Origin of the sequence: Bradyrhizobium sp. NC92 (genome assembly GCF_025200865.1) — a bacterium.
In the GTDB taxonomy this organism is placed as follows: Bacteria; Pseudomonadota; Alphaproteobacteria; order Rhizobiales; family Xanthobacteraceae; genus Bradyrhizobium.
In genome coordinates this window covers 5,082,156-5,108,307 of record NZ_CP104171.1, presented here as the reverse complement: position 1 = coordinate 5,108,307, position 26,152 = coordinate 5,082,156, and the positions used below count along the sequence as shown (strand labels likewise).

The 26,152-nt window shown below is 61.2% G+C and carries 29 protein-coding genes, 1 tRNA gene and 2 pseudogenes; 19 read left to right on the top strand and 13 right to left on the bottom strand.

Annotated features, from left to right (window positions below; all coding sequences use genetic code 11):
• Positions 1 to 100: 100 nt before the first annotated feature.
• From N2602_RS24015 to N2602_RS24000, 4 genes are read left to right on the top strand one after another with little or no spacing between them, the layout of a single operon-like run.
• Complete coding sequence (locus N2602_RS24015; RefSeq protein ID WP_172783297.1) at positions 101 to 658, top strand: GbsR/MarR family transcriptional regulator; 558 nt, start codon at positions 101 to 103, stop codon at positions 656 to 658.
• Between the two features lie 16 nt (positions 659 to 674).
• On the top strand, positions 675 to 1,340 hold the full coding sequence (locus N2602_RS24010) for a DUF4166 domain-containing protein (RefSeq protein WP_260379668.1): 666 nt from the start codon (positions 675 to 677) through the stop codon (positions 1,338 to 1,340).
• On the top strand, positions 1,337 to 2,773 hold the full coding sequence (locus N2602_RS24005; protein WP_260379667.1) for a TIGR01777 family oxidoreductase: 1,437 nt from the start codon (positions 1,337 to 1,339) through the stop codon (positions 2,771 to 2,773). The genes N2602_RS24010 and N2602_RS24005 overlap by 4 nt, the downstream gene beginning before the upstream one ends.
• A gap of 9 nt (positions 2,774 to 2,782) precedes the next feature.
• Positions 2,783 to 3,268 (top strand): hypothetical protein, encoded by a 486-nt coding sequence (locus tag N2602_RS24000; protein WP_260379666.1) that lies wholly within the window; start codon positions 2,783 to 2,785, stop codon positions 3,266 to 3,268.
• Here the strand turns inward: N2602_RS24000 and N2602_RS23995 are convergent.
• Positions 3,198 to 4,052 (bottom strand): LysR substrate-binding domain-containing protein, encoded by an 855-nt coding sequence (locus N2602_RS23995; protein WP_260379665.1) that lies wholly within the window; start codon positions 4,050 to 4,052, stop codon positions 3,198 to 3,200. The two genes, N2602_RS24000 and N2602_RS23995, sit on opposite strands and share 71 nt — an antisense overlap.
• Positions 4,053 to 4,163: 111 nt before the next feature.
• On the opposite strand from N2602_RS23995, the gene N2602_RS23990 reads away from it, so the two are divergent.
• Positions 4,164 to 4,586, top strand: coding sequence for a 4-oxalocrotonate tautomerase family protein (locus N2602_RS23990; protein WP_260379664.1), 423 nt, complete (start codon positions 4,164 to 4,166; stop codon positions 4,584 to 4,586).
• Positions 4,587 to 4,631: 45 nt separating this feature from the next.
• Here the strand turns inward: N2602_RS23990 and N2602_RS23985 are convergent.
• Positions 4,632 to 5,342, bottom strand: a pseudogene (locus N2602_RS23985) (DNA helicase).
• A gap of 201 nt (positions 5,343 to 5,543) precedes the next feature.
• The gene (lipB, locus tag N2602_RS23980) at positions 5,544 to 6,305 is read right to left on the bottom strand and encodes a lipoyl(octanoyl) transferase LipB (RefSeq protein WP_260379663.1); all 762 of its coding nucleotides are present in this window, start codon (positions 6,303 to 6,305) and stop codon (positions 5,544 to 5,546) included.
• A gap of 80 nt (positions 6,306 to 6,385) precedes the next feature.
• Between lipB and N2602_RS23975 the strand changes: the two genes are divergently transcribed.
• Together N2602_RS23975 and N2602_RS23970 are read left to right on the top strand one after the other, a co-directional pair.
• On the top strand, positions 6,386 to 6,628 hold the full coding sequence (locus tag N2602_RS23975) for a FliM/FliN family flagellar motor switch protein (RefSeq protein WP_018647371.1): 243 nt from the start codon (positions 6,386 to 6,388) through the stop codon (positions 6,626 to 6,628).
• A gap of 168 nt (positions 6,629 to 6,796) precedes the next feature.
• Positions 6,797 to 6,881, top strand: a tRNA-Leu gene (locus N2602_RS23970).
• A 23-nt stretch (positions 6,882 to 6,904) separates the two neighbouring features.
• On the opposite strand, the gene N2602_RS23965 is transcribed toward N2602_RS23970, so the two are convergent.
• From N2602_RS23965 to N2602_RS23945, 5 genes and pseudogenes are all read right to left on the bottom strand, one after another.
• A complete protein-coding gene (locus N2602_RS23965; protein ID WP_260379662.1) occupies positions 6,905 to 8,365 on the bottom strand; it encodes a tyrosine-type recombinase/integrase in 1,461 nt (486 codons plus the stop codon).
• A 120-nt stretch (positions 8,366 to 8,485) separates the two neighbouring features.
• Positions 8,486 to 8,806: a hypothetical protein gene (locus N2602_RS23960; RefSeq protein ID WP_260379661.1), complete on the bottom strand. Its 321-nt coding sequence runs from the start codon at positions 8,804 to 8,806 to the stop codon at positions 8,486 to 8,488.
• Between the two features lie 913 nt (positions 8,807 to 9,719).
• Positions 9,720 to 9,917, bottom strand: a complete 198-nt coding sequence (locus tag N2602_RS23955; RefSeq protein WP_232955830.1) for a hypothetical protein — start codon at positions 9,915 to 9,917, stop codon at positions 9,720 to 9,722.
• A gap of 7 nt (positions 9,918 to 9,924) precedes the next feature.
• Positions 9,925 to 10,332 carry a hypothetical protein gene (locus tag N2602_RS23950; protein WP_260379660.1) on the bottom strand — a complete coding sequence of 136 codons (408 nt, stop codon included), beginning with the start codon at positions 10,330 to 10,332 and terminating at the stop codon, positions 9,925 to 9,927.
• 117 nt (positions 10,333 to 10,449) lie between these two features.
• Positions 10,450 to 10,901: pseudogene (locus N2602_RS23945) on the bottom strand (Hsp20 family protein).
• A 510-nt stretch (positions 10,902 to 11,411) separates the two neighbouring features.
• Between N2602_RS23945 and ftsH the strand changes: the two are divergent.
• Complete coding sequence (gene ftsH / locus N2602_RS23940) at positions 11,412 to 13,253, top strand: ATP-dependent zinc metalloprotease FtsH (protein WP_232955833.1); 1,842 nt, start codon at positions 11,412 to 11,414, stop codon at positions 13,251 to 13,253.
• A gap of 172 nt (positions 13,254 to 13,425) precedes the next feature.
• Positions 13,426 to 13,692, top strand: coding sequence for a hypothetical protein (locus tag N2602_RS23935; RefSeq protein WP_084334648.1), 267 nt, complete (start codon positions 13,426 to 13,428; stop codon positions 13,690 to 13,692).
• A gap of 370 nt (positions 13,693 to 14,062) precedes the next feature.
• Here the strand turns inward: N2602_RS23935 and N2602_RS23930 are convergent, their stop codons facing one another.
• The gene (locus N2602_RS23930; protein WP_027562097.1) at positions 14,063 to 14,995 is read right to left on the bottom strand and encodes a LysR family transcriptional regulator; all 933 of its coding nucleotides are present in this window, start codon (positions 14,993 to 14,995) and stop codon (positions 14,063 to 14,065) included.
• A 90-nt stretch (positions 14,996 to 15,085) separates the two neighbouring features.
• Here N2602_RS23930 and N2602_RS23925 point away from each other — a divergent pair, with 90 nt between their 5' ends.
• Together N2602_RS23925 and rpoH are read left to right on the top strand one after the other, a co-directional pair.
• Complete coding sequence (locus N2602_RS23925; protein ID WP_260379658.1) at positions 15,086 to 15,964, top strand: NAD(P)H-dependent oxidoreductase; 879 nt, start codon at positions 15,086 to 15,088, stop codon at positions 15,962 to 15,964.
• A gap of 264 nt (positions 15,965 to 16,228) precedes the next feature.
• Positions 16,229 to 17,122 (top strand): RNA polymerase sigma factor RpoH, encoded by an 894-nt coding sequence (gene rpoH / locus N2602_RS23920; RefSeq protein WP_232955836.1) that lies wholly within the window; start codon positions 16,229 to 16,231, stop codon positions 17,120 to 17,122.
• Positions 17,123 to 17,165: 43 nt separating this feature from the next.
• Here rpoH and N2602_RS23915 read toward each other — a convergent pair whose 3' ends face one another.
• Positions 17,166 to 17,396, bottom strand: coding sequence for a hypothetical protein (locus N2602_RS23915; RefSeq protein WP_232955837.1), 231 nt, complete (start codon positions 17,394 to 17,396; stop codon positions 17,166 to 17,168).
• Positions 17,397 to 17,687: 291 nt separating this feature from the next.
• On the opposite strand from N2602_RS23915, the gene groES reads away from it, so the two are divergent.
• The 3 genes from groES (at position 17,688) to N2602_RS23900 (ending at position 20,190) form a co-directional block, all read left to right on the top strand.
• Positions 17,688 to 18,002 carry a co-chaperone GroES gene (gene groES, locus N2602_RS23910; protein WP_232955838.1) on the top strand — a complete coding sequence of 105 codons (315 nt, stop codon included), beginning with the start codon at positions 17,688 to 17,690 and terminating at the stop codon, positions 18,000 to 18,002.
• A 35-nt stretch (positions 18,003 to 18,037) separates the two neighbouring features.
• Positions 18,038 to 19,660 (top strand): chaperonin GroEL, encoded by a 1,623-nt coding sequence (gene groL / locus N2602_RS23905; RefSeq protein WP_260379657.1) that lies wholly within the window; start codon positions 18,038 to 18,040, stop codon positions 19,658 to 19,660.
• 197 nt (positions 19,661 to 19,857) lie between these two features.
• Entirely contained in the window at positions 19,858 to 20,190 is a 333-nt protein-coding gene (locus N2602_RS23900) for a hypothetical protein (RefSeq protein ID WP_260379656.1), read from the top strand.
• 281 nt (positions 20,191 to 20,471) lie between these two features.
• On the opposite strand, the gene N2602_RS23895 is transcribed toward N2602_RS23900, so the two are convergent.
• On the bottom strand, positions 20,472 to 20,696 hold the full coding sequence (locus N2602_RS23895) for a hypothetical protein (protein WP_260379655.1): 225 nt from the start codon (positions 20,694 to 20,696) through the stop codon (positions 20,472 to 20,474).
• Positions 20,697 to 20,719: 23 nt separating this feature from the next.
• Between N2602_RS23895 and N2602_RS23890 the strand changes: the two genes are divergently transcribed.
• The 3 genes from N2602_RS23890 to N2602_RS23880 all read left to right on the top strand — a co-directional run bounded on the left by N2602_RS23890 (position 20,720) and on the right by N2602_RS23880 (position 22,880).
• Positions 20,720 to 21,178, top strand: coding sequence for an Hsp20 family protein (locus tag N2602_RS23890; protein ID WP_260379654.1), 459 nt, complete (start codon positions 20,720 to 20,722; stop codon positions 21,176 to 21,178).
• Positions 21,179 to 21,323: 145 nt separating this feature from the next.
• Positions 21,324 to 21,659, top strand: coding sequence for a hypothetical protein (locus N2602_RS23885; RefSeq protein ID WP_232955843.1), 336 nt, complete (start codon positions 21,324 to 21,326; stop codon positions 21,657 to 21,659).
• A 123-nt stretch (positions 21,660 to 21,782) separates the two neighbouring features.
• Entirely contained in the window at positions 21,783 to 22,880 is a 1,098-nt protein-coding gene (locus N2602_RS23880; protein WP_260379653.1) for a trypsin-like peptidase domain-containing protein, read from the top strand.
• 98 nt (positions 22,881 to 22,978) lie between these two features.
• On the opposite strand, the gene greA is transcribed toward N2602_RS23880, so the two are convergent.
• Positions 22,979 to 23,458 carry a transcription elongation factor GreA gene (gene greA / locus N2602_RS23875; protein ID WP_260379652.1) on the bottom strand — a complete coding sequence of 160 codons (480 nt, stop codon included), beginning with the start codon at positions 23,456 to 23,458 and terminating at the stop codon, positions 22,979 to 22,981.
• Positions 23,459 to 23,558: 100 nt separating this feature from the next.
• Positions 23,559 to 24,107 (bottom strand): hypothetical protein, encoded by a 549-nt coding sequence (locus N2602_RS23870; protein WP_260379651.1) that lies wholly within the window; start codon positions 24,105 to 24,107, stop codon positions 23,559 to 23,561.
• 359 nt (positions 24,108 to 24,466) lie between these two features.
• Between N2602_RS23870 and N2602_RS23865 the strand changes: the two genes are divergently transcribed.
• Together N2602_RS23865 and N2602_RS23860 are read left to right on the top strand one after the other, a co-directional pair.
• Complete coding sequence (locus tag N2602_RS23865) at positions 24,467 to 25,351, top strand: crotonase/enoyl-CoA hydratase family protein (protein ID WP_260379650.1); 885 nt, start codon at positions 24,467 to 24,469, stop codon at positions 25,349 to 25,351.
• 110 nt (positions 25,352 to 25,461) lie between these two features.
• Entirely contained in the window at positions 25,462 to 26,088 is a 627-nt protein-coding gene (locus tag N2602_RS23860) for a flavodoxin family protein (RefSeq protein ID WP_260379649.1), read from the top strand.
• The last annotated feature ends 64 nt before the right edge of the window (positions 26,089 to 26,152 follow it).

Genomic DNA, 26,152 nt, shown 5'->3' with positions numbered 1-26,152 from the left:
GGATGGTTCCCGCCGTCTGGGACATTTTTAAGCAGGCCCTGGCGGGCCGTATGCAAGGCTTCTTCTTGACAAGAAGTCGGGTTCGTCAGATACTTCTGTCATGACAGAAATAACCGGAAAGAAGAAACTTCCCGCCGCCGTCGAGCGCTTCATCCTGCATTGGGGCGATATGGGCGACGAGTGGGGAGTGAATCGCTCGGTGAGCCAGATTCATGGGCTGCTTTATCTCGCCGAGGCGCCGATGACCGCCGAGGACATCGCCGACACGCTCGGCATGGCACGCTCCAACGTCTCCAACTCGCTGAAGGAGCTGCTCGCCTGGAACCTGATCCGGCGGGTGCCGATCCTGGGCGACCGCCGCGACCATTACGAGGCGGAGACCGACATCTGGGAGATCGCCGCGAGGATCGCAGCGCGGCGCAAGGAGCGGGAGATCGACCCGGCGATCGCAGCGCTTCGCGCCTGCGTATCCGATGCCACGGACGATCCCGGCATCAGTCCCGTCGCGGCCAAGCGCCTGAAGGAGATGCTCGCGTTCACCGAGCTCGCCGACCACTGGTTCATGCAGATGCTGAAAGTGCCGCGGCCGCGGCTGGTCGCCTTGATGCGGCTTGGCGAGAAGATCGCCAACCTGCTGCCGCTGGGTAAGGTCAAATAGTGTCGAGGAGGGTGCGATGACGTCGGCAAGACTATCAGGATCCAACGCATCGACCTCCGCTCACACGAGACTGCTCGACGACCGCCGCTTCCGCGCGCTGCTGTCGGACGAGGATTGGGGCCGCTTGCCGCTCGCGACCTGGCGGCGCTTCTCGAAACGCGTTGCCGACGGCGACAGTGTCGTCTATGTCGGCGTGGTCGACGAGCTCGCCTTCAGCGATTTCGGCTGGTGGTTCGCGCAGGCCGCGCGCCTGATCGGCGGACCATTGCCCACCGGCCGCGACATCGGTGTGCCCATGATCGTCACGGTCACCGAGGACGGCGCGACCGGCGGTCAGACCTGGACGCGCATCTGCGCGCGCAAGCGCGGCTTTCCGCAGGTGATCCATTCCGCTAAGCGTTTTGCCGGTCCGACGGGGCTCGAGGAATATGTCGGCTTCGGCGTATCGATGGCGCTGCGCATCGCGGTCGAGGATCAGGTGCTGATCTTTCGTAGCGCCGGCTACGGCCTTCAGCTTGGACGCCTGTGGCTTCCGCTGCCGCGCTGGTTGACGCCGGGCGAGCTGATCGTGACGCATCGAGATCTCGGCGAGGGCGCTTTCCGCTTCACCCTCGACGTCACTCACCCGCGTCACGGCGCGCTGATCCATCAGTCCGTCCTGTTCAGGGAGGCCGTATCATGACGCCGCTGTTGTGGACACTCATCGCCATCCAGATCGTGATGGGTGTGTTCGACACCTTCTATCACCACGAATTCACCGAGCGCCTGGCCTGGCGGCCGTCGCAGCGCTTCGAGCTGAAGCTGCACGGCATCCGCAACATGCTCTATGCGCTGCTGTTCCTGGTGCTCGGCTGGCTCGAGGTTCACGGCGTGCTGGCGGTCTTGATCGTCGCGGTGCTGGTCGCCGAGATCGTCATCACCTTGATGGATTTCGTCGAGGAGGATCTGAGCCGCAAGCTGCCGCCGAGCGAGCGCATCAATCACGCGCTGCTTGCGATCAATTACGGCGCCATCCTGGTGCTGCTGCTGCCCGTGCTGATCGCCTGGGCGATGCAGCCCGTCGGCGTGACCGTCGTCTATCAGGGTCTGCTCAGCATCGCCGCGACCGCCTGCGCACTCGGCGCTGCGCTGTGCGGCGTCAGGGATTTTACGGCGGTGCACCGGCTCGCCCGCATGCGAAGCGTGCCGGCGGCCGGGCTTGTTGAAAAGCTACCCAGCCGCAAGACCGTGCTGATATCAGGCGCCACCGGCTTCATCGGCAGCCGGCTTGCGGCAAGCCTCAGCGGGGCAGGGCACCACGTCATCGCGCTGATCCGCAATCCCGCGAAAGCCGAGATGCTGCCGCCGCCGGTGACGCTGATCACGAGCCTCGATCAGCTCGCCTCGGACACGCAGATCGATGCCATCGTCAACCTCGCCGGTGAGCCGATCGGCAACGGCCTGTGGACCGAAGCGAAGCGCGCCAAGATCATCGGCTCGCGCATCGACATGACCGGCGATATCGTCAAACTGATCGCGCGGCTCGCGCGCAAGCCAGAGGTACTGATCAGCGGCTCGGCGATCGGCTGGTACGGGTTGTGGGCCGACCAGGTGCTGACGGAATCGGCCAAATCTCACGCCTGCTTCAGCCACGAGCTGTGCGCGGCCTGGGAGGCAGCGGCGCGGCCGGCGGAGGAGCTTGGCGTGCGCGTGGTGTATTTGCGCATCGGCCTCGTGCTCGGCACCGAAGGCGGCTTCATCACGCGCATGCTGACGCCGTTCGAGTTCGGCCTCGGTGGGCCGCTCGGCACCGGGCGGCAGTGGATGTCCTGGATCGAACGCGACGATCTGATCCGCCTGATCGCCTATGTGATCGCGACGCCGGATCTGGCGGGTCCCGTCAATGCCACCGCGCCGATCCCCGTCACCAATGCAAAATTCACGGAAGAACTCGGCCGCCGCCTGCACCGGCCCACGGTGTTTCGTATCCCCGGCGGCCTGCTCCGCCGGATTGGCGGCGGCTTTGCCGACGAGCTCCTGCTCGGCGGCCAGCGCGTGCTGCCGAACAAGGCGCTGAGCCGCGGTTTTGTCTTTCGGCACGAGACGCTGCGCAGTGCGTTCGAGGCAATTTTGTGAGGTTGTATCATGTCCTGCGATGAATGTCCTCGCGCTGTGAACGGTTGGTTCCGCGGATGCGTGGCCGCATCTGCGGTCCTGCATTCCATCATACTGGCCATCTTCATTGGAGCCATGAATAGCGCTGGACAACTGGTGGGCATCGCCTTGATGCTCATCTTCGTGCTGCCGCTGACGCTGCTTGTCGTCTGCACGTTAACGGGGCTTCCGGCTGGCGCGGTGATCTGGCTCGCCGAACGGCTGCGCATCCGATCCCTATTGTTCTACGCGGCTTCGGGCGCCGCGATTGGATCGCTGTTTTGCGCGCTGCTGTTCCAGGTCGCCGGCTCGTTCGGCGACGCGTTTGTTCTCGCCGGCGGTTCCGCGGGACTTGTCTATTGGTTCGTCGCTGGCAGATACGCCGGGAGGAAGGTCAGTGGTTTCGCTAGGCGGTCGCCACGCTCCGAAACGTCGCCGCCACCGCACGCAGCGCCGCCAGCTTGGCGGGATCGCTGACCTTCGAATGCAGCATCACCTTGGAGCTGCCGAGTTTCGGCAGCTTTTGCGCAGGACCGATGTCGACCAACCCTGCCGGCGCGATCCGCCGCGCCAGCGGCGCGATCGCAAGCCCGGCAAGGGCTGCTGCGACCACTGCCGTGACGCCGCCGCCGACGAAGCGCTCGCGCCAGACAAGGCCGGCCTTGTCGAGCGCGCGCACGGCGACGGCGCGGACACCGCAGGGTGGGGCGAGTGTTGCGAGCGGCAGCGGCTCACCCTTCGGCAGGGTGAAGCGGCGTGACGCGAACCAGCCAAACTCGTCCTCGGCCAGCCTCTCGCCGCCGCGGCGACTGCCTTCCTGGCGCACGATCACGGCGTCCAACTCGCCCGCGTCGTAAGCATCCTGCATCTCGCGCGAGAAGCCGATGGTGACGGCGAGGGTGAGGTTTGACGACATCGCGTGCAGCCGTTCGAGCAGCGGCACCAGTTCGGGGCCCGCCGCGTGATCGGAGATGCCGAGCGAGAGCGACTGCGCGGCTGAAGCTTCGCCCGACAGCGCGCGATCATGCGCCTCCATCAGCGCGCGGGCGCGATCGAGGAAGGCTGCGCCGTCGGCGGTGAGCCGGACCGCGCGCGGCGAACGCTCGACGAGGCGTTTGCCCAGCAATGTCTCCAGCCGCTGCAGCTTCAGGCTGACAGCCGCCTGCGTCGTGCCGAGCGCCTCGGCGGCACGGGTGAAGCTCTGGAGGTCGGCGACCAGCAGGAAGGCCTGGACGGTGGCGATGTCGAGTGTGGCTGTCATTAGAGATCGTTATCATTGATATCAACAGGGATAAGATACCAAAATGACGCCTGCAGGTCTAGCTTCTCACCAACGCCGCGCACGTCGCGTGGCATCTTAGGGAGAACCACCATGCCGCTGATCACCGTGTCCTACACCTCGTCCCGCCAGTCGCCGTCGCTGAAAGCCGACATCGCCAATGCGGTGTCCGAGCTGACCGCAAAGATCCTGCATAAGGACCCCAAGGTGACCGCCATCATCGTGAAGTCGGTCGATGCCGGCGACTGGTTCGCCGGCGGCAAGTCGCTCGCCGAGCAGAAGCTCGCAAGCTACTGGATCGACATCCACGTCACCGAGGGCACCAACACCAAGGACGAGAAGGCGGCCTATCTCGCCGCCATGTTCAAGCGGATGGCCGAGATCCTGGGCCCGCTGCATCCCGAGACTTACCTGCATGTCGACGAGGTCAAGGGCGACGCCTACGGCTTTGGCGGCCTGACCCAGGAGCGGCGCTATATCGCCGGCAAGCTCGAGGTTGCGCTGCAGGCGGCATGACCTTGCCGGCCGCGGGTGAACGATCTCACCCGCGGCCCGACGTCATCAGCTCGCGGCGCGGAACTGCACTTCGGCGTTGTTGATGAAGCACGTCCTGTCGAACAGCTTCAGGTCCAGCGGGTTCGGCAAGCGGACATCGCCGAGATCGGGGCAGGGCTTGACCGCGGGATCATAGGACCGGTCGATTTGCGAGATGAAGACCACGATCAGCCCCATGTCGCGCGCAAACGATTTCAGCGCGCGGACCTGAACGGTCAGATCCGGATTTTCCCGCCTTTGGTCGAGCAGTTGCAGATAGTCGATCACAACGAGCGTGCCGCGCGGCGCCGAAGCCATCTGTTTCACGACGTAGTCGGCGCTGATGATGTCCGAACAATCGACCTCGAACAGCTTGTCGAACTGCGCCGGCTCCGCTCCGATGACCCGCAGACGCGCCAGCACATCCTCCTCGGTATATTCGAGCGAGAAGAATGCGGCGCGATGGCCGGACTTCATGGCTTCGACGGCAAGTTCGAGGCTCATCAGCGTCTTGCCCTGCCCGGGACGCGCCCCGACCAGCACCAGATCGCCCGGACGGAATTGCGCGAACAGTTTGCTCGCCGGAGTCCGTGCTGCCTTTGCCGCCAGCATGCTTCAGGCGGAAAACCCTTCCGTCGCAGCGACGCGGTCAAGCGCGTCGTGGAGCGGAATGCCGGCCTCGCGGGACAGGCGCTTGGCCGTGCGCTTCAGATGGTAGATGGGTGCAGACAGTTTCATCGTCAAAACCTCCCATTGCGAGCATGGAACGCAACCCCTCCTTATGCCTGGCGCTCGAACAGTCGGCCGATGATCAACTCGCCCGGCATGAGGTCTGCTTTCCCGGCGGAGGGGGGGAGGCGTGGGCGACACCGGAATGAAGCGTAGCTGATTCCGCCAGGGGCGGAGAGCGTGCGCGGTCAGCTCAAACAGAAAAAAGTATTAGACGGCCGCTTCCGGCAGCAGCGCGCGGGTCGGTCCGAACAGCTCTTCGAACGCCTGCCGAAGCGCGATATCGACATCGGCCATGGTCACGAGCTGGCCGAGATCGACCAGCGAGGTGACGCCGTAGCGGGGGTCGACGACGCCGCAGGGCACGATGCCGGCGAAATGCGACAGCTCCGGCTCGACATTGATGGCGATGCCGTGAAACGAGACCCAGCGCTTCAGGCGGACGCCGATCGCCGCGATCTTGTCTTCGTGCTCGGGCCCCTTGTCGCGGCGTCTGACCCAGACGCCGACCCGGTCCTCGCGCCGTTCGCCGCGGACGTTGAAGGCGGCCAGCGTCTTCAGGATCAGCTCCTCCAGGCTCGCGACATAGGCGCGCACGTCCGGCCGGCGGCGCTTGAGGTCGAGCATGATGTAGGCCACGCGCTGGCCGGGCCCGTGATAGGTGAGCTGCCCGCCGCGCCCCGTCGCGAAGGTCGGGAATCGGGCTTCGAGCAGGTCGCTCTCCTTGCCCGATGTGCCCGACGTGTAGAGCGGGGGGTGCTCGAGCAGCCAGACCAATTCCGGCGCCTCGCCCGCGGCAATCGCCGCGACGCGCGCCTCCATGGTCGCCACCGCCTCCGGATAGGGCACCGGAGCGTCCGAAATCCGCCATTCGACGACTTCGCCGCCCGCGGCGGAAAACGACGTCAAATCGAGGTGTTGACGCTGGTCCTGACGCCGTTCTTGGCCGGGGTTTTGGGACGAATTAACCATTGGCTAACCATAACGTGGTGATGATCAGGAGCAAATGCCAAGTCCTTTGGCGTAAGTCCCAAGTTGCGGCGGTCCTGACAGTGCCCACTCTCGACAAAGTCACCGTGGATCTCATGGTCGTCCTCGGGACCACCACCATGCCGATCCATCAGGTATTACGTCTTTCCCGCGGCGCCATCATCGAGCTGGACGCAACCGAGGCCGACGAGGTCAAGGTGCTCGCCAATAACCTGCCGGTCGCCTCCGGCGTCGTGCTGGTCGACCGCAACCGAATCGCCGTCGAGGTCAAGCAGATGCTGCCGCGCTCGCCGGGGACCCGGTAGGGCACGCCATTGGCGCCAGGGCCTTGATAGGGCCGATCCGGGCAGGTGAGAATTCCTGCCAAGCTTGTGGAATTCAAGGTCTTTGCAGGCTTGTATCCCCCTGATGGATTTGTTAGATCGGCGGCCGCTGATCCGGCCACCCGAACGACCTCAGGCCGGCATCTCCTAGCGCTCGTGGCGGAACTGGTAGACGCGCTGCCTTGAGGTGGCAGTGGGTAACACCGTGGGGGTTCGAGTCCCTCCGAGCGCACCATACCCACGCTTAATTGTCTGAATTTACAGCGCTTTTTTGCGAAAGTTACTACGCAAAGTTACTACTTTGTTCGCGTCGGACGTTCCCCCATCGTTCGCATCGGGCATCGGCATGAATTCCACGAGCAATTGGCTCCCATCGAACGCGATGATCTTATCCATGCCGCTCATGCCAAGCTTTTCCCGATTCGCCTGGGCGATGTAATGCGCCGGCATCTTCGGATCGGTCCAGCCAAACATGGCCATCATCTGGCTCTCGGTGCAATCGGCGTAGGCGGCGACCTCGGCGCGGGCCTTGCGCACGCCATGGCAGCTTTTCTTGGGCTCGTTGACGCCCGCTAGGACAGCGTACTTTTTGAACTTCGCCGCCCAGGCCTTCTTGTTCATCGGCATTATGCGTCCCTGCAACATCTTGCCGGTGAATACTTCTGCGCCGATGATCCCTGCCGCTCGTGCTGCCCGCAGACTTTCCGCAAACTCCGGATGTACCGGCACCGTGACGGTGGTGTTGCCTCGGCTCTTCTCGGTCGCGATCTGCACGGCCATCTTGCGCACGATTTGGCGCAGATGCGGCGGCCCAAAGCGATGCGCATCGCCAAGCCGCAGAAACGTGTAGTGCAGAATATCGAACATCAGCCGTGCCTCGGTGCCGAGCGGCCACTTCGCGCGATACAGCGCCATGTCATCCTCGGTCCAGGGCACGAAACCGCCGCTCTCGCGGCTCGCCTTCGCCTTGCCGGACTTCAATCCAGTCGTCGGATCGTCGTCCTCGTCAAGGTGGCTCTCGTCAATCATCCAACGCATCATGCCGCGCAGCGCCGACAACAGATTGCCGGCCTGCGATGGCGTGCGCGCCTTCATCTCCGCCTTGATGACCTTGCGCGTCAGAACGGCAAATGGCTTCTCACCATTTTCGGGCAGGAGCGACTCGACCAGGCCGGTGCGCTGTAGCCGGGTCGCATCCGAGAGCCCCTCGTGGCCCACACTAAGATTGCCGAGCCAATGATCACTCTGCCTGTACAGCGTCCAGTACCAGCGCAGGGTATGAGGTACCGGTGGCTGAGTAGGTAGTTCACCGCGCGGCTCATTGCGCTGCTTCTGCGCGTTGATGTGATCGCTCGCATCTCCGTAAAGCGCGATCTGCGAGACGATGGCCGCATCACACTCGTCATCAAACTCTTTGGTGCCGAAGATGGCCTTGATCCTGATCTTCGGCAATCCGTTGCGAAGCTGGACGTAATAGCGCGTCTGTCCACGCTGCGAGCGATCGGCCTGTACATAGCGTCGTTCCGGCTGCACCAGAGGATCGGGCTCAGTACGGCGCTTACGCATCACTCCCCCTAGCGCTGCTACCGCCGCGTCATAGGCGGCATCGAACGCCTGCGTTCCATATTCCTCTCTGATCCCGATGCGGCGACCCTTGCGGCTCACCTTCACATACCAGCGCAGCGCGCCCAGTGAGGAATAGTCGTAGTAGAGATACATTCGCGCGTCCCCGGGCGCGCGGGGATCGCGTTTTTCTGTTCCAAGCATTGGCTTTCTCCGTGGACCAATGCTTGGAGTCTAACGATGCGGTGACTCCGCATCAATTGCATAAGGTGCGTTTCACCCGCTTTCGGTGCGTTTCAGGTAGCGCTGCAACGCCTCCGATGGCACCCATATTTCGTCGAGACCTGTTGTGGGCTTGGTTGGCGCGGCGCTCGACGTAAGTGCAATCCGAATAACGCCGTCTGCATCGACGCTGACCGCACTTGCGCCGGCTTCCTTGGCGGCGCGGATCGCGCGAGCCAGGTCTGCTTGCGTAACCTTTGCCGGACGCCGCGGCATGACCTTTCTCCTAAGTGTGACATTCAGCGCGTTCAAGCTGCGCGTTTCCCGTTTCGCGACGCCGATCATTCCGAGTTGCGAGCACAGCGCGTTTGGCATCAGCTTCAGCGTCGGTGACCGCGAAATCGAGGTAGGAATGGGAAGAGAGCGCCGCGTTGATGTATTCAACCACGGCGGTCGGTAGTCACTCTAGAGAAGGCAGATAAAACTTGGAGTATCGTGAGATAGTTGAAAGAGCCGAAATTCATCGTGAGCAAGCGAAGTCGAAGAAGAAGATATCGATCATTTTCGCTTGATCGGCCTACCTGCGATAGTTTCGCAGTTTCTCAGAGATTCCTTTAGCGCTTCCAATGCTGCGGCCTTGAGACATCGGGGGCGGGCCGACCTCGTACATGCCCCAACGTTTTCTCGCGGCGGACCGGGACGCACCAATTTTCAGGCGGCAGCTAGATGAGCGCAGTCATGACCGTGTGCACTCCTCATTTCGTATGCGCTACGTGTGCACCGAAAGATCAAGGCGACTACAGCGGAGTGCAACTTCGGCAAACTCAGAGTGCACGCATTGGTGCTTCGGCCCGCTAAGGGGATCCCGTAAATCCTTGAAATGACGGGAGTCCTGCATTTCTGTAGCTCCGATGATGGATTGGAGCGAGAGTACAAGCTTTTCAGTCGGTTAGGGGCTGGCGTGTGCACGACGTGTGCACCGAGAGATCAAGAAAGATCCATCGGAGGCTAGCGTCGGTGGTCCTTTGTCGGAGCTATGCGCGACGTCCGCAAAGCGTTGGCGCATAGAGTGCGGGTGCGCTGCGTAGGCTGGACACCCTGCGCAGGGTCCAAGATGCCTAGTAATCTCGCGAGCAGGGCTCAGCGTCCGTCAATGCCGAGATGTCACGTGGGCCAAAGCGAGAAAACAAAAACCGACGTCGGCGGTTCGAGTCGCTCCAGGTGACTCGACTCCCCGATGTTTCTGATAAACGCCAGCTCCTTGAACCATACACATTTGTCTAGACCACTAGCGGAAGGTTCGGCCTGAATGCTCGCCCACACGCGAACTCAAGATTGGCGATAAAGTCGGCACATGCGGTAGCTCGATCTCCGTGCCGAGATCCTGTCTGGTGCTGTGTTCGAGATAGAGTTGGCCGACCACCAACATGAGACCCGCGAAGAACAGCACCAGAGCAACCGTCATGAGGTCGCGATAATCGTCCATCGCTGATCTACCAACGTTGCCAAACTGTCGAATACAGGGTCTCAATGCCTTTGGGCAGCTGTGTGCTCTCTCGTGAACGGCTTTGACGAACTGCCTTGGTCGAGGCCTTTAACGGACGGGCCACTATCGCGGCTGCCGCGCTCGTGGCAGCCGATAAATCATGCGGCGATGCCGCGCGTACCGGACGGAATGCAACAGGCGAGCCAGGTATAGGATCGTCGCCGGCACGCTTAACAAGCCCCCGTGTGACGAGGTTTGCCAGGGCAAGGAGAAGATCCTTCGCTTGCTGCTGCATGCCAATATTGGCAGCAAGGCTCTCAAGGGTGATCGCGCGACCGTCGCCACCGTGACGTTCGAGGAGCTTGAACAGCCTGCGCTCGAGCTGCTGCGGATCGTTTGAGATTGCGTTCTTCATGTATTTCTCTCTGAATCTGGCCACGCGAGCTCGCTCTGCCATCAGGCGTCCACCCGCAGTTCGGTGCACGCTGGTAGCTGAGCGAGGAGACCCCCGCTGACTAGCAGGCGAGTGAACTCAGGCCGTTTGCTGGTTCAGGAGCTTCTGGTTGTCGTTGACGGCTTGGATCGGTATCTGCCACGGCTTCATCGCTTCGGGGAGTTCACGTACCAGCTCGATCTTGAGCATTCCGTCTTCAAACGAAGCGCGCTTCACTTGCACGTACTCCGCGAGATTAAACTGATGCCGGAATGGACGCACGGAGATACCCTGGTACAAGTATTCGTGGTCTCCCTTATCGGCCTTTCGGCCTTCAACCGTGAGTACGTTTTGCTCCGCAGTAATGGTTATTTCATGCGGTGCAAAGCCGGCTAGCGCGAGGGAGATCTGATAGTGATCCTGGTCGGCCCGCTCAATGTTGTAAGGTGGGTAGTTGTCGGCCGTCCATTGGACGGAATCCTCGAGCAGATCAAACACGCGATCGAAGCCAACGGTCGAACGCCTCAGGGGGCAAAATCAAAGGTGGTCATAGCCACATCCTCCACTTGAGCAACATGGTTTATAAGCGCCGGACACCGCGTCCGGCGCCCAAAAACCGGACCCTCGACAGGCGTCCGGTGCAGCGCGATCCGCACCGCACTCTTCGAATTAGAACCCACTGGTTAGGTTTCAAGAGAGGTCCGCCGCCGCTGGTGCAAAGCCTGCTCAATTTCGCTTTCGGCGGCCGCAGTCGAGATACGTCCACGCCCGTGCGAGTGCGGCAGCCATTCCCTCCGCGTACTCGCCCCCTGGACGTTGAGATCTACGAGCGGGCCGAACGCGCAGAAGTCAAAGTGGCGGTCGACGGCTTACCAGGGGCGAAGCCTCCGCCCAGGCGGACTGCCGCAGTCGACATCGCCCGACGGGGCTGCGTCCGGCTCCGTCAGGACCTCGTTGAAACCAATGCCACGCCAGAGTGTTTGGTGCAGTGCCGCGCCAACCGCCGATTATCCGGTCGGTTCGAGGAAGCTGCTCCCGGGCCCTTTGCATCGAGTTTCTGCATGACCAACAAAGCTCGCTTCAATGTCGGATATACCATCGCCGCGATTTTCGCGATCTTCTTCATCCAATATCTTATCGCAACGGCCACACAAATTGCCGTCATTCCCTACAGCGAATACCTGCAATTACTGCATCAGGGGAAGATCGATGCGGTCGGCATTTCCGATCGCACCCTGCAGGGCACACTCAAGGAGCCCCTGCAGGGCGGCCAGAAGAGATTTGTGACCACGCGTGTCGACCAGGACGTGGCGCAGGAACTGGAGAAATACAACGTCCGCTTCACCGGACAAATCGAGAGCACCTTTCTGCGCGACCTCCTCTCGTGGGTGATGCCCGTGCTGCTTTTCTTCGGGCTGTGGTGGTACATCGGCCGTCGCGTGGCTGAAGGCGGCGGCCTTGGCGGCGGACTGATGGCAATCGGCAAGAGCAAGGCCAAGATCTATGTCGAGTCCAACACGGGCGTCACCCTTGCCGATGTCGCCGGTGTCGACGAAGCCAAGGACGAGCTTCGCGAGGTCGTCGATTTCCTGAAGAATCCCACCGATTACGGTCGGCTTGGCGGTCGCATGCCGAAAGGTGTGCTGCTGGTTGGTCCGCCCGGCACGGGCAAAACCTTGCTGGCGAAGGCGGTTGCAGGCGAAGCCCGAGTTCCGTTCTTCTCGATCTCGGGTTCGGAATTCGTGGAGATGTTTGTTGGTGTCGGCGCGGCACGGGTGCGCGATCTGTTCCAGCAGGCACACGAAAAGGCACCAGCAATTATCTTTATTGACGAGCTCGATGCGCTTGGCCGAGCGCGTGGCATCGGTCCGTTTGCTGGAGGTCACGACGAGAAGGAGCAGACGCTCAACCAACTATTGGTCGAACTCGACGGCTTCGACTCGCGATCGGGGCTGGTCATCCTCGCGGCAACCAACCGGCCTGAAATCCTTGACCCTGCGCTGTTGCGCGCCGGCCGCTTCGATCGTCAGGTGTTGGTCGATCGTCCGGACAAGAAGGGGCGCATCGAGATACTCAAGGTCCATATGAAAAAGGTGCGGCTCGCCGGCGACGTCGAGCCGGAGTCGGTTGCAGCTTTGACACCGGGATTTACTGGCGCCGATCTGGCTAACCTCGTCAACGAGGCCGCACTGCTGGCAACCCGCCGCGGCGCCGAGGCGGTAAGCATGAGCGACTTCAATAACGCGGTGGAGCGCATGGTCGCCGGCCTGGAAAAACGTAACCGGCTGCTCAATCCCAAGGAACGTGAGATCGTCGCTTTTCATGAGATGGGCCACGCGCTGGTCGCGCTTTCCTTGCCCGGTGTCGATCCCGTGCACAAGGTCTCGATCATACCGCGTGGGGTCGGTGCACTCGGCTACACCATTCAGCGGCCGATCGAGGACCGATTTTTGATGACCAAGGAGGAGCTGGAGAACAAAATGGCCGTTCTGCTTGGCGGCCGTGCAGCTGAGCTCATCGTGTTTGGTCATCTGTCGACGGGAGCTGCCGACGATCTGCGCCGGGTGACCGACATCGCACGGAGCATGGTCACACGCTATGGGATGTCGGAGAAGCTCGGCAGCGTTGCCTATGACCGCGAGCCCGGCAATTTCCTAGCAGGCCCTGACCAGCCCTATCCAGTTCGCGAGCGTGGTTACGCGGAGGAGACCGCCGCAGCCATCGACCGCGAGGTAAAGGATACTGTAGATCAGGTCTTTCAGCGCACCCAAGGCATACTGAACACGCGGCGTCCGATCCTGGACCGCGCGGCAAAGAAGCTCCTGGAGAAGGAGACGCTGGAGCAGAGCGATATTGACCTGCTGATCCGGGAGATGCCGAAGGAAGGCCTCCGGGCGGTCTAACGGCGCGCTCATTTTCGCGCCCCAGCTAGAGCTGGTCCACCACCGCGTTGAGAACGTTACTTGAACTCGCCCCGGACAGTTCTAATTCACTGTATAGCCGAACCGAGGCTCGGCGAAGTGGACCATGACAAGGACAAGTGCGCAGAGCGCGTAGTAACTTGAGGGAAACGACATGAGAAAGCTTGCTCTTGCAGTCGTCGCGGCGGCAACGCTCCTCATCGGATCAGTTGCGCCGGCTTCGGCCCATTGGCGTCATCACGGCTGGGGCGGTCCGGGTATCGGTCCCGGGCTTGCTCTCGGATTGTTCGCTGGAACACTAGCGGCCGCCACCGCACCACCGGTCTATTATGGACCGGTCTATGGCCCGCCCTACTACTATGGCCGTCCGTACCGGGTAGTCCGCTATTATCCTCCGGTTTATCCGTACTGGTACTGGTGATGAAAAGAAGGCCCGGTTCCCGCCGGGCCTTCTTCCGGGGCGCGCGAGCGCAAAGGGACCTTGCAGGGTGTTCCTGCCCAGACAGCCGGTTACGGGAAGGAGCCGGCAGCATGAGGTGCCCGCGCAACATTGCAGGCGCGATATACGCCACCCGCCGACCGGGGATTCACAAATTTGAATCCCAACGCGATGATTTTTTGGGATGAACGCGGCGTTTGCCGACGAGACAGCGGCAGACCGCTCGGTCCCAGCTCGTTTTTCGATCCGGAAAAACCTCCAGGCTGGGGCCGATGTGGTCTGGTCCGGAGGCTCTCGTGAAAAGCTGCGGCAGTGCAGTCCTCCAGATTTGGCCCTCTGCACCGCCGGCTCTCTAGCCTCCAGGAGCCTGCTTCTTGATCCCAGGCGTTTGCGCGATCTGTGCCGAGAGAAAGTCGGTAAGCAAGCGCACTCGGGCGATGCCCAAACGTTCCGGTACGATCAGCATGTTCAGCGGAACGGAGGGTGGCGAAAATTCGGGAAGCACCACTTCGAGCTTGTTGGCGGCGAGGAGATCCTCGACCAGCCAGAGATGTGCAGGCGCTATCCCGCGTCCAGCTACGAGGGCCTCTCTTGCTGCAAGTCCATGATCAACGCGCAAGCGACCCCCGAATGGCACCACATGGCGTCCGCCGCGCTGACCATGCAGTACGAGTAGATCGCTGCCTGCGATATTAGACATCCTGACGCCTTCGTGATCTGCCAAGTCTTGCGGCCGTGCCGGCTTGCCGCGTTCGGCTAGATAGCTCGGTGCGGCGACGAGCATTCGGCGGGATTGGCCCAGCGCCTTCAGCTTCATCGAACTGTCACCAAGTGGCCCAAGCCGGAGGGCAATATCGACGCCTTCCTGCACGAGGTCGATGCGCTCATCCGTGAGGCTCAGATCAACCAGGATGTCCGGATGGCGGTCCTGAAAAGCGAAGATGAAACGGCTGACGTGCAGTACTCCGAAGGCCGCGGTGCACGAGATGCGTACCGTACCCGCTGCCGCGCCGCGTGTGCTGCGCGCTTCCTCGCCGGCCAAATCAACCTGGCGGAGGATCTGGACGCAGTGGCGATAATAGCGCGCCCCCTCTTCAGTCATCGTCACCCGGCGCGTGGTTCTGCTGAGCAGCGGCACGCCGACCGCGTCCTCCAGCTCCCGCAAATGGCGCGTCACCGTTGACTGCCCGACTTCCAGCTCGCGCGCGACGGCGGACAGATTGCCCCGCTCGGCGACCCGGACGAAGCTGCGCATGCGCTCAAGGGTGACTTCTGATTTATCCATTTTTCGGCACAATCATATCCATTGCTCACATCTACTAGATCGCGGCTTCGCGCGCCACCTGATCAGCGTCACTCATCAGGAGGTGCTGTCATGAAAGTATTGATTGTCTTCGCCCATCCGGAGCCGCGCTCGCTGAACGGCGCGCTGCTAGACGTCGCTGTCAGGGAGCTCAAGCGGCTCGGCCACGAGGTGCAGGTGTCGGATCTCTATGCCCAGGGCTGGAAGTCGGAGGTCGGCAGAGGGGACTTTCCGTCGCTCGGGCAAGGTAAACGGCTCAAGCCGGCCGCGGCCTCCAAGCAGGCTTTCGAGACGGGGACGTTGACCGGCGACGTGAAAGCCGAGATCGAAAAGCTGTTGTGGGCGGATGTCCTGATCCTGCAATTTCCATTGTGGTGGTTTTCGATGCCGGCGATCCTCAAGGGCTGGGTCGACCGGGTGTTCGCCTACGGCTTCGCGTATGGGGTCGGCGAACACAGCGACAAGCGGTGGGGCGATCGCTATGGCGACGGGACTTTGAAGGGCAAGCGCGCGATGCTGGTCGTGACTGCCGGTGGATGGGAGGAGCACTATTCCGATCGCGGCGTCAACGGGCCGATCGACGACCTGCTGTTCCCCATCAATCACGGCATTCTCTACTATCCCGGCTATGAAGTCCTTCCGCCCTTCGTGGTCTATCGCGTGGACCGGCTGGACGACGCCGGTTTTGCGCCTATTGCCGAAGAATTGCGTGAGCGGATGCGCGCGCTCGCGACCACCACGCCCATTCCGTACCGGCGACAGAATGGTGGCGATTACCTGATCCCGAGCATGCAACTCCGCGCCGGGCTAGAGGCTCCCGGCACAAGCGCATTCGCACTTCACCTCGATCGAGGAGGTCATAGCGAGCAGGAGAGTAGGCCTCAAGCGTCGGTCTCGTCCCTCGCCTCATCGGGCCGTGGCAGCTTGGCTTCCGACGAATTGGCTAGCTGATACGGGGAACAACCCATTGGGTTCGCAGTTCTTTTGGCGCCGCCGGCCTGAGTGCCGTTGGGCGCCTCAGGGCCCAGCTAAGCCAGGCGACACGGCGGCTCGTACCATTTTGCTCCATGGAGGATATGGATATGAAAGCTACCTGTGTCATCGCTTGGCAGTCGATCAGTCTCGCTCACCTCGGTGGGTCCCCGCGGCTGCGTCTTCCCTCTGGCCGCTCGTTAGAGCTCAAGAGCGGCGATGGCTTCTGAGGGAGGGCAAGTCATGTCAATCAAGTCAGCCCTCCCTGCCATCCATTCGGAAGCCGGGTTGTCCCGGTATCTGCAGGAGATCCGTAGCTTCCCGCTGCTCGATGCATCCGAAGAAGTGATGTACGCAAGGCGTCTTCGGGATTCTGGGGATCGCGAAGCTGCCTACCGTCTGGTGACGAGCCATCTGCGATTGGCCGCCAAGATCGCGCTGAAATATCGGCGCTATGGATTGCCCATCGCCGACCTCATCTCGGAAGCCAACGTCGGATTGATGCTGGCCGTCAAGCGGTTCGACCCTGAGAAGGGATTTCGCCTGGCGACCTATGCCGCTTGGTGGATCAAGGCGTCCGTGCAGGAGTTCGTCCTGAGATCGTGGTCACTCGTCAAGCTCGGCACAACGGCAGCGCAAAAAAAGCTGTTCTTCAACCTTCGAAAGTTGAAGAGACGCCTTGGTGCGCCGGACGATGGCGAGCTTTCGCCGGAGCAGGTGAAGCAGATCTCTGAACATCTTCAGGTTAGGGAAACCGACGTCGTCGAGATGAACGGGCGGATCCGTGGCGATATGACGCTGAACGTTCAGCTCAGTGACGAAGAAGGCGAACAATGGCAAGACAGGCTCGCCGATTCATCTCCTGATCCTGAAACCCAGCTTGTGGAGACCGGAGACCGTGAACGGCAGAAGGCTGCACTCTCGGAGGCGCTGAGTGCGCTCTCTCCGCGAGAACGCACCATCGTCGAAGCCCGTTACATGGCGGAAGAGCAAAGCACGCTTGACGATCTTGCCAATACCTTCGGGATTTCTCGTGAGCGTATCCGCCAGATCGAGCAGCGTGCGCTGAAGCGCATCAAGACGATAATGTGCGCACGCCTTCCGGATATTGAGGCTGCTTCAGCAAGCGCATATTAGAAGCAGAACACGAAAAATCGTTGGCCGGCTGCTGATCGATGGATCAGCAGCCGGTGCAGATATCAGGCACGATGGCTTCCGCCGAGAATTCACGGCCCTTGCCGCCATCGGACCTTGTCCTTGCGGGCTTGCCCCGCGGCTGGCCGCTTTGATTGCTGACAAACTGCTTAACGGCGGCGTCGGGGCTTCGCACTGCTCGCGACGAATCCGCCTCTTTCGCCTGCAGCGATACCACCATCCCGAGTAGAGCAGCAAGTACCAATAAAGTCCGCATCTCTGGTTATCCTCCTTTCGAAGATGCCCAATTTGCTGCGCAGAGCTTGCTCCGCAGCCGAGAAAACATCTCGGTTTGATGATCTAAGTTTTCAACGTGCGGCGAGCGATTCTGGACACGGCGACGACTCCGGGTGCAAGCCGCGAGCGATAGCCACGAGCCGGCCTTCGCCATAAAAATTTTCTTCCTTCCTCTTGAAAGTAGATCCCTCGCTCCTAGGTGCTTTTTCGCCCGGGGGCCGTTACGGACCCGGATTTTGGACATCGCTGAACCTACCCAAGGAGGATGTGCATGCATTTCCGTCCCTTGCACGATCGCGTGCTCGTGCGACGTCTCGACGCCGAAGAGAAAACCGCCGGCGGTATCATCATTCCAGACACAGCAAAGGAGAAGCCGCAGCAGGGCGAGATTGTCGCCACTGGCCCAGGCGCACGCAACGAGCAGGGCCAGCTCGTTCAACTCGACGTCAAGCCCGGTGACCGTGTCCTGTTCGCCAAGTGGTCGGGCACGGAGGTCAAGATCGACGGCGAGGAATTCCTGATCATGAAGGAGAGCGACCTTCTAGGTGTTGTCGACACGACAGCGACCGTCAAGAAGGCAGCTTAGCGCGCTGACAGTCATAGAGGAAAGGAGAGATCAAAATGGCTGCCAAGGACGTGAAGTTCGCAACCGAGGCCCGAGAGCGCATGCTGCGGGGCGTCGACACACTGGCAAACGCGGTGAAGGTCACACTCGGTCCGAAGGGGCGTAACGTCGTGATCGAGAAATCGTTCGGTGCGCCGCGCATCACCAAAGATGGCGTAACCGTCGCCAAAGAGGTCGAACTGGAGGACAAGTTCGAGAACATGGGCGCGCAGATGGTCCGCGAGGTCGCCTCAAAGACGAGCGATGCAGCCGGCGACGGGACCACGACGGCGACCGTGCTCGCTCAGGCCATCTTCAAGGAAGGCAGCAAATCCGTCGCCGCCGGCATGAACCCGATGGACCTGAAGCGGGGGATTGACCTCGCTGTCGAGGCCATCGTCACCGATCTGAAATCCCATGCCAAGAAAATCACCGCCAATGACGAGATCGCCCAGGTCGGCACAATCTCGGCCAATGGTGATACCGAGATCGGCCGCTTCCTGGCCGACGCCATGAACAAGGTCGGGAATGAGGGCGTGATCACCGTCGAGGAGGCCAAGAGCCTGCATACCGAACTCGAAGTGGTCGAGGGCATGCAGTTCGACCGCGGTTACATCTCGCCCTACTTCGTCACGAACCCCGAGAAGATGCGCGTCGAACTCGAGGATCCCTACGTTCTGATTCACGAGAAGAAGCTGTCCGGCTTGCAGACCATGCTGCCGTTGTTGGAGCAGGTCGTTCAGTCCGGTAAGCCGCTCCTGATCATCGCAGAGGACATCGAAGGTGAAGCGCTTGCGACATTGGTCGTCAACAGATTGCGTGGCGGACTGAAGGTCGCGGCCGTTAAGGCACCTGGCTTCGGCGATCGCCGCAAGGCCATGCTGGAGGACATCGCGATCCTGACCGGCGGCAACGTCATCAGCGAGGACCTCGGCATCAAGCTGGAAAACGTGACCGTGAAGATGCTCGGGCGCGCCAAGAAGGTGGTCATCGACAAGGACAATACCACCATCGTCGGCGGCGCGGGCGCCAAGAAGGATATCGAGGCGCGTGCCCAGCAAATCAGGCTCCAGATCGAGGACACAACCTCCGACTACGATCGCGAAAAGCTGCAAGAGCGCCTCGCCAAGCTTGCCGGAGGCGTCGCCGTGATCCGGGTGGGCGGTGCGACGGAGGTCGAAGTCAAGGAGCGCAAAGACCGTGTCGACGATGCGATGCATGCGACCCGCGCAGCGGTGGAGGAGGGCATTCTCCCCGGCGGCGGGGTGGCGCTTCTGCGGTCCCTCAAGGCGCTTGACGGCATCAAGACGTCAAATGCCGACCAAAAGGCCGGTATCGATATCGTCCGCCGTGCAATCCAGGTGCCGGCTCGCCAAATCGTGCAGAACGCCGGCGAGGATGGCTCACTGGTCGTCGGGAAGCTTCTGGAGCACCACAGCTACAATTGGGGCTTCAACGCGGCCACTGGCGAGTACGAGGACCTGGTGAAAGCCGGCGTGATCGATCCTGCCAAGGTCGTCCGCACCGCCTTGCAGGACGCCGCGTCGGTCGCTTCGCTTCTGATTACCACCGAGGCTCTCGTGGCCGAGAAGCCGAAGAAGGCCGAACCGGCTCCGGCCGCTCCCGCCATGGACTTCTGAACGAGAGAGCCCGGCCGATCAAGGCCGGGCTCCACCGATGAGAGGAGAGAAGACCGCTTCCAAAGATGGAGTGTCCCATGAACAAGCCTAATCGTCGTCGGCTCAGGATGAGGCAGGGCGCGATCCACTGGTTCATGTTCCACCTGAGCTTTGTCACCATTGCCGGGATCTGCTTTCGAACGATGGGAGGAGTATAGATGCTGAGCCATCACCATACGTTCTCCGCCCGGACAAAGACCAACCGCAATCTGCGGCGACACCTGCTCGCTCTGCTTATGGGCAGCGCAATGTCCCTGACCGCCTTCGGTGCTTACGGCCTGGAAAGCCCGCACGGGGCCGTGGCCACGCAGAGTGCGTTCACTGGACTGCCACTGCCGCCAATCCCGTATCTCGACACGATGCCGTGGTTGAAGTGGCAGCCTGCGGCGGCAACGATGAAGATCGACATCTTGCTGCCGCCGACCTCCGCGCCGACAGGTATTTGGCCGCAGCCGACGCCCCATCCCGCCGGACTGGTGGCAGCAAGCTGAACGGCAGTGAGCGGCCTGCGAAGGCCGCTCGCTACCTTATGCAAGGTCATCAAGAGCGAGCGACAATCATGCTTGAAGCGAATTCAGCGAGGTATTCTGTGCGCGGGAACTCCGATGCAGCCTCAAGCACAGCAGTCGAGCTTGGCGTCCGCGACTTCCTCATCAGAGGCTGTCAGAAGGTGATCGGTCACTACGAGCGCCTGCTCTCAACTGCGAGGAGCGAGCAAGAGCGCCAGCTCTATCAAGCCCGGATTGAGCGAGAGCAGCGAGTGATGGATGTCCTACGCCAGGGCGCTCACCCGGATCGCTTGGCCGCGTAGTCGCTGAGCCATCAGGCGAGGCTCGATCAAAAAAAGCGCACAGCCTCTTGAATTCACGAGCGTCAATTCTAGTTCGTTTCTCGACCGCAACTGCGGTGTGTCGAGCGCCAGGCCGGGCTCGGCACGAGGCTGGACCGGGTGTTCGACGATAATCGAAACTCCGATCCGGCCTTGCTTCGTATCCATATTGCTCTCTGGAGGACTTGGCTATGAGGACACTTGATTTCGCACCACTTTGGCGCACCACGGTCGGCTTCGATCATCTGGCCGACCTCGTCGACGGCATGTCGCGCCAGCCGACCGAGGACAACTACCCGCCGTATAATATCGAGCGGTCCGGCGAGGACCACTATCGAATCACGCTGGCGGTGGCCGGCTTCGACGCCAACGATATCTCCGTGACGGCCGAGCAGAATGCTCTCACGATCGAAGGCAGGAAGTCCGACGGTGTTGCGCGGGAGTATCTCTATCAAGGTATTCCAGCGCGACCGTTCCGGCGTGTCTTCAGCCTTGCTGACTACGTTCAGGTGAAGCAGGCATCCTTCCGGGACGGGCTCTTGATCATTGATCTCGTTCGGGAAATTCCGGAAGCGATGAAGCCGCGTAAGATCCAGATCGGAAGTGGAGCGGCGGCTTCGGCGCAGATTGAGCAGAAGAAGGCCGCTTAGTAGCCTCGATCCATCGACGGGCGATTCTCAACGGAAGTCGCTCGCTCTCTGTCCGATCTCATCGAACGTGGGTAGCGACATCGAGCACGCCGCCACCTAAATCTCGAGCACCATCCCCTGGAAAGGAGTAATAGGGAGGCGAGCCATGACTAACGTAAAAATCGATGGCGGTGGTCTTCACCCATTCCTCCACCCTGCCGCTCACTATTTTTCTCCGGCAGAAGTCCTGAATGACAAGGAGCTCTCGACGCCTGAGAAGCGGATCATCCTGTCCTCGTGGGCGTCGGACATGTACGCCGTCGAATCCTGTCCCGACCTGCGGGAGGTCCCCGGAACGGGCCACGCTGTGAAGTTGGCAGACATACTGGCAGCGTTGCGGCAACTCGACGGAGACGGCGATGATGATCCGCCCCGTGGCGGTGGCGTCCCCATGCGGATGCGGCGGCCCTGGGCCGCCGCACAGCGGAGGTCCCTGCGATGATCACGGACGCTGTCCTAGGCATCGTGCTGCTCGGTCATGCCGCGGCGTTCTGGGCAATTCCGATCGTAGCATTGCAACGGGCGATTCTGCCGCTGCCTGGTGATCCCATGCGAGGGTGATTGAATGTCAGGACAACGAACAATATTGGCGTGGCTTCTGTTTGTTGTGCTCTCCGCTTCTCATCCGGCAGTAGCTCAAGTGCCGGACCAGAAGACGGGTGGTTCTGTGCCAACATTGGCGCCCGTGGTTCGACAGGTGACACCGGCGGTCGTGAATATTTCCGTGCACGGCCGTGTTCGCGAGGACAATCCACTTTACCGCGATCCGTTCTTTCGTGAGTTCTTCGACATTCCCAAGCAGGTCGAGAAGGAAATCAATTCGACGGGTTCGGGCGTCATCGTCGATGCCAGGCGCGGCTATGTGTTGACCAATAATCACGTTGTCGAAGGCGCTTCAGTCGTTCAGATAACGACCAAGGATGGCCGGCAGCTATCTGCGAAGGTGATCGGGCGCGACGCGCCGACTGACGTCGCAGTGCTGCAGATCCCAAACCCTGCCGGCCTTCAGGGGCTTCCTTTCGCCGACAGTGATGCGCTTGAAGTCGGGGATTTCGTGCTTGCGATCGGAAATCCCTTCGGACTCGGCCAGACCGTTACGTCCGGGCTCGTCAGTGCGCTGGGTCGGACTGGCTTGAGCAAGGAAGGCTACGAGGACTTCATCCAGACCGACGCTGCGATCAATCCAGGAAATTCCGGCGGCGCATTGGTGAATCTTCGCGGCGAGTTGGTCGGCATCAACTCCGCAATCATTTCGCCGGGCGGAGGGAATGTCGGGATCGGCTTTGCAATTCCCGCGAATATGGCCCGGCTAGTTATGGAGCAGATTGTAGCTCAGGGACACGTTGAGCGTGGCCGCATTGGCGTTTCACTGCGCGAACTCCAACGGTCGACCAACCAAGGCCGCAACGAAGGGGCGGTGATCGCGGAGGTCGCGCCAGACTCTCCGGCTGAAAAGGCCGGCTTGCGAAGGGATGATATCGTGGTCATGGCAGATGACCGTCCGATCCGCACCGCGTCACAACTTCGTAACAAAATCGGCCTTGCACGCGTCGGTCAGGATGTGAAGCTTACCATCGTGCGAGGCGGCCAAACCAGTTCTGTGGTCGTGAAAGTTGCTCCGCCCATCCAGGCAAGCAGTACATCCACTCGCCTTTTGCGCTAATGCGAACGGGTGCGAGACAATGCGGCCGGTCCACAGCCAAATCCTCAGGTGAGCAATGCCCTGGCCGACCCTATTGGCACAAAGCCGCCCATCTGCATTTAGGGAAGCCACCTAACTTGCTCAATCTTGTAACTCTTGTCGCCTCCTGGGTTCTCGACAGCTACGACTGCACCCTGGGACTTACTTATCAACGCCCGTGCGAGGGGTGAGCGGACTGAAATCTTGCCTCTGGCCGCATCAGCTTCCGGCTCGCCGACGATGTGGCAAATTCGCTCCTCGCCCGTATCCTGATCCGTCAGTGTGACCGTCGCGCCGAATTTGACGATTTCACCGGAGAGCTTCGAGACGTCGATGACCTCTGCACGTGCAAGTTTGGTCTCCAACTCGGCGATGCGAGCCTCGTTGAGGCCTTGCTCGGTCAGCGCAGCCTGATTATCCGAATTCTCAATGAGATTGGGCTCGTCCGCGATCGCGTGCTGAATACGCTCGGCCAGATGAGGCCGCGCAATTCGTATGCGGTTGGCTAATTCGTTCTGAAGAGCGGCATAACCGGCCGCAGTCATAGGGAGGGTTGGCATCGCATTCGCTACCGAGTTTCCTAAGAGCGCTGCCGAGAGCGGAGAACGGCTGCGCTGATATCCGCCGGCCGACGCGAACTCGGTGCTATTCGGCTGGCAACTATGCTGAACATCGCCTGTTCCCAGAAGCGCCTGTGCCCATGGCGATCAACCCTGCGCTGGACGGATTGCTCCATAGCAATCCCTTGGCGTCGGAGGAACTGACGTTCCGGTCGCGAGTTGCTTGATGCTCGCCTTCTCCCTGCGTCCCTATCGCGCGAAGAGGGGCATCGGCTTGCCGCCGCACCGCTTCCAGCTTGGCTGAGAGTTCCCGCGAGCACGCACGCCTCGTGCCGTGCAATTGCTGCGCGGCTGCCAACGCGGGCTGATGTCCCAGCTCAGAAGCACCGGATGCGAGGAGAGTAAGTACCCGAATGTGCCAAGCCAACACACGCGCCCAGCGGCACTCGCTGCCATCGATACCCCGATCAAAAACGTGACCGCCCACCCGTGGCTCGAACACCGTCTCTGCGATGGGAACAGAGAGCAGATTGTGCTCGCGTGGCTTGAAGCTGCCGAAGTCTTCAGTGAAAACCTTGAACGCGTGCTCGATAGGAGCATCAACTACGATTGATTGTTTGATGGGTGCGGCCGATATGTGTCTGCTCATGCTAGTCCTCTCGTGATTTCTCGACAGCTACCTTGTAAGCCGGTCAAAGGGGCTGAATGCACGCGCCGACAGGCTTGGGTCGATGGTCCCTCCTTGACTGTAGGGTTGGTGCTGACAGAGCGCGCTTTTGGGTTCGCTCCCTGACAAAATTTTGCGCGGGCCGTGTCACGGCACCTGCGTCCACCTCGTCAGTGTTTTTGATGGATAAGACGGGTCACTGCTGTGACAGCGGTCGAGGGAGAGCATTCGGTGAGAGCATCCTCAGCGTGTTGTTCCCCTTTTTTGAGCGGTTCCCTTGTCGCGATCGTTTCGTCCATCGAGGAAGTTACCTCGAATTGTACCAGCGTGGAGATGCCCCAATGACGGACGATCGCGTGACCATCGTCGTAGGAGAGAGTGTTGCTGACGTGCGCATGAATCGTCCCGAAAAGATGAATGCTCTGGATCCCTCCATGTTCATGGCCCTCGCCGAGGTGGGTGAGCGGCTCAGTCGCGACATAACAGTTCGAGCAGTCGTGCTGTCTGGCGAAGGCCGTGCCTTCTGCGCCGGCCTGGATCTCGAACGGCTCGATGCAATTTCTCGAGGCGAAAGCTTGCTGCCGTTTGCGGATCTTACTCAAGCGTCCCACGGAATCGCCAACTGGGCTCAACATGTCGTCTGGTTATGGCGACAGCTTCCCGTGCCGGTGATCGCGGCAGTCCATGGCCTGGCGTTCGGTGGCGGCTTCCAGATCGCTGTCGGTGCGGATATTCGCTACGTGGCGCCGGGAACCAAACTGGCGGTGCTCGAGTCGAAGTGGGGCCTCGTGCCCGACATGTCGGGCACGCAACTGATGCGTCACCTTGCTGCGGAAGATGTCGTCAGGGAGCTGACCTATACCGGTCGAATCTTCGGTCCTGAAGAGGCTCTTTCTTACGGACTCGTCACGCATGTGGTCGAAGATCCCCATGCCGCCGCTATGGAGACCGCACGTGAAATCGCCACCCGGAGCCCGTTCGCAATCCGCGCCGCGAAGCGGCTCTTGAACGAAGCCGTTGCTTGTGATGCAGGGGCCGGTCTCGCGCGCGAGAGACGGGAGCAACACGCCCTGATCGGCTCTCCGGATCATATCGAGGCTGTTGCTGCGAACCTGGCCGGTCGGCCACCGAGATTTGCAGATCCTGAAGCGTTACTCGCGCCACGCGGTACTTCACCCCGGTCAGTCGATCCTGTCGCGCAACCGGACCCAGAAGCGACAGTCTGATCAGTATCGCCGCCGAATGTTACCCGCCGAAGCAGGTCAATGACATTCACGAAAGCAGCGCGGCAGGGCGGCGTACTTGAATAGTCAGTACGCAGGAAGAGGTGATTGTAATGGATTCGACAATCAAGGTCGCTGTCGTCTATCACAGCGGCTTCGGCCACACGAAAAAGCAAGCCGAAGCAGCACGAGACGGAGCTGCAGAAGTGCGGGGTGTCCACGCACTGCTCATGGACGTAATCGAAGCGCAGCAGCGGTGGATCGACCTTGAGGTGTGCGAAGCCATCATATTCGGTGCGCCGACCTATATGGGAAGTGCGTCGGCGGAATTTAAGGCGTTTCAGGAAGCCACGTCCCGGCCCGTCCTGGCCAAGGGCTTCGCCTGGTCCGGAAAGCTTGCTGCAGGTTTTACAAATTCTGGAGCCCGTTCCGGAGACAAGCTCTCGACTCTTGTACAGCTATCGCTATTTGCTGCCCAGCATGGGATGCATTGGATCAATCTAGGGCTTCCTCCCGCCAATAACTCATCTCAGGGATCGGATGAAGAGCGGAACCGGCTTGGAATCTGGCTTGGAGCAGGAGCCCAATCCAACGTGGATCAGGGTCCAGGTCTGGCGCCGCCCCGATCAGACCTGGACACCGCCAGGTTCCTTGGCCGGCGGGTGGCCGAAACGGCATGGCAATTGGCCAGGGGAAGATCGATGTCTGAACGGGCTGGATCCTGGGACGATATCCGTTAACACCCTGCAGTCGAGCTTCGCTGGCGAAGATGACGGCGTCGCCGGAGGGAGAAGCGGAGCGGCG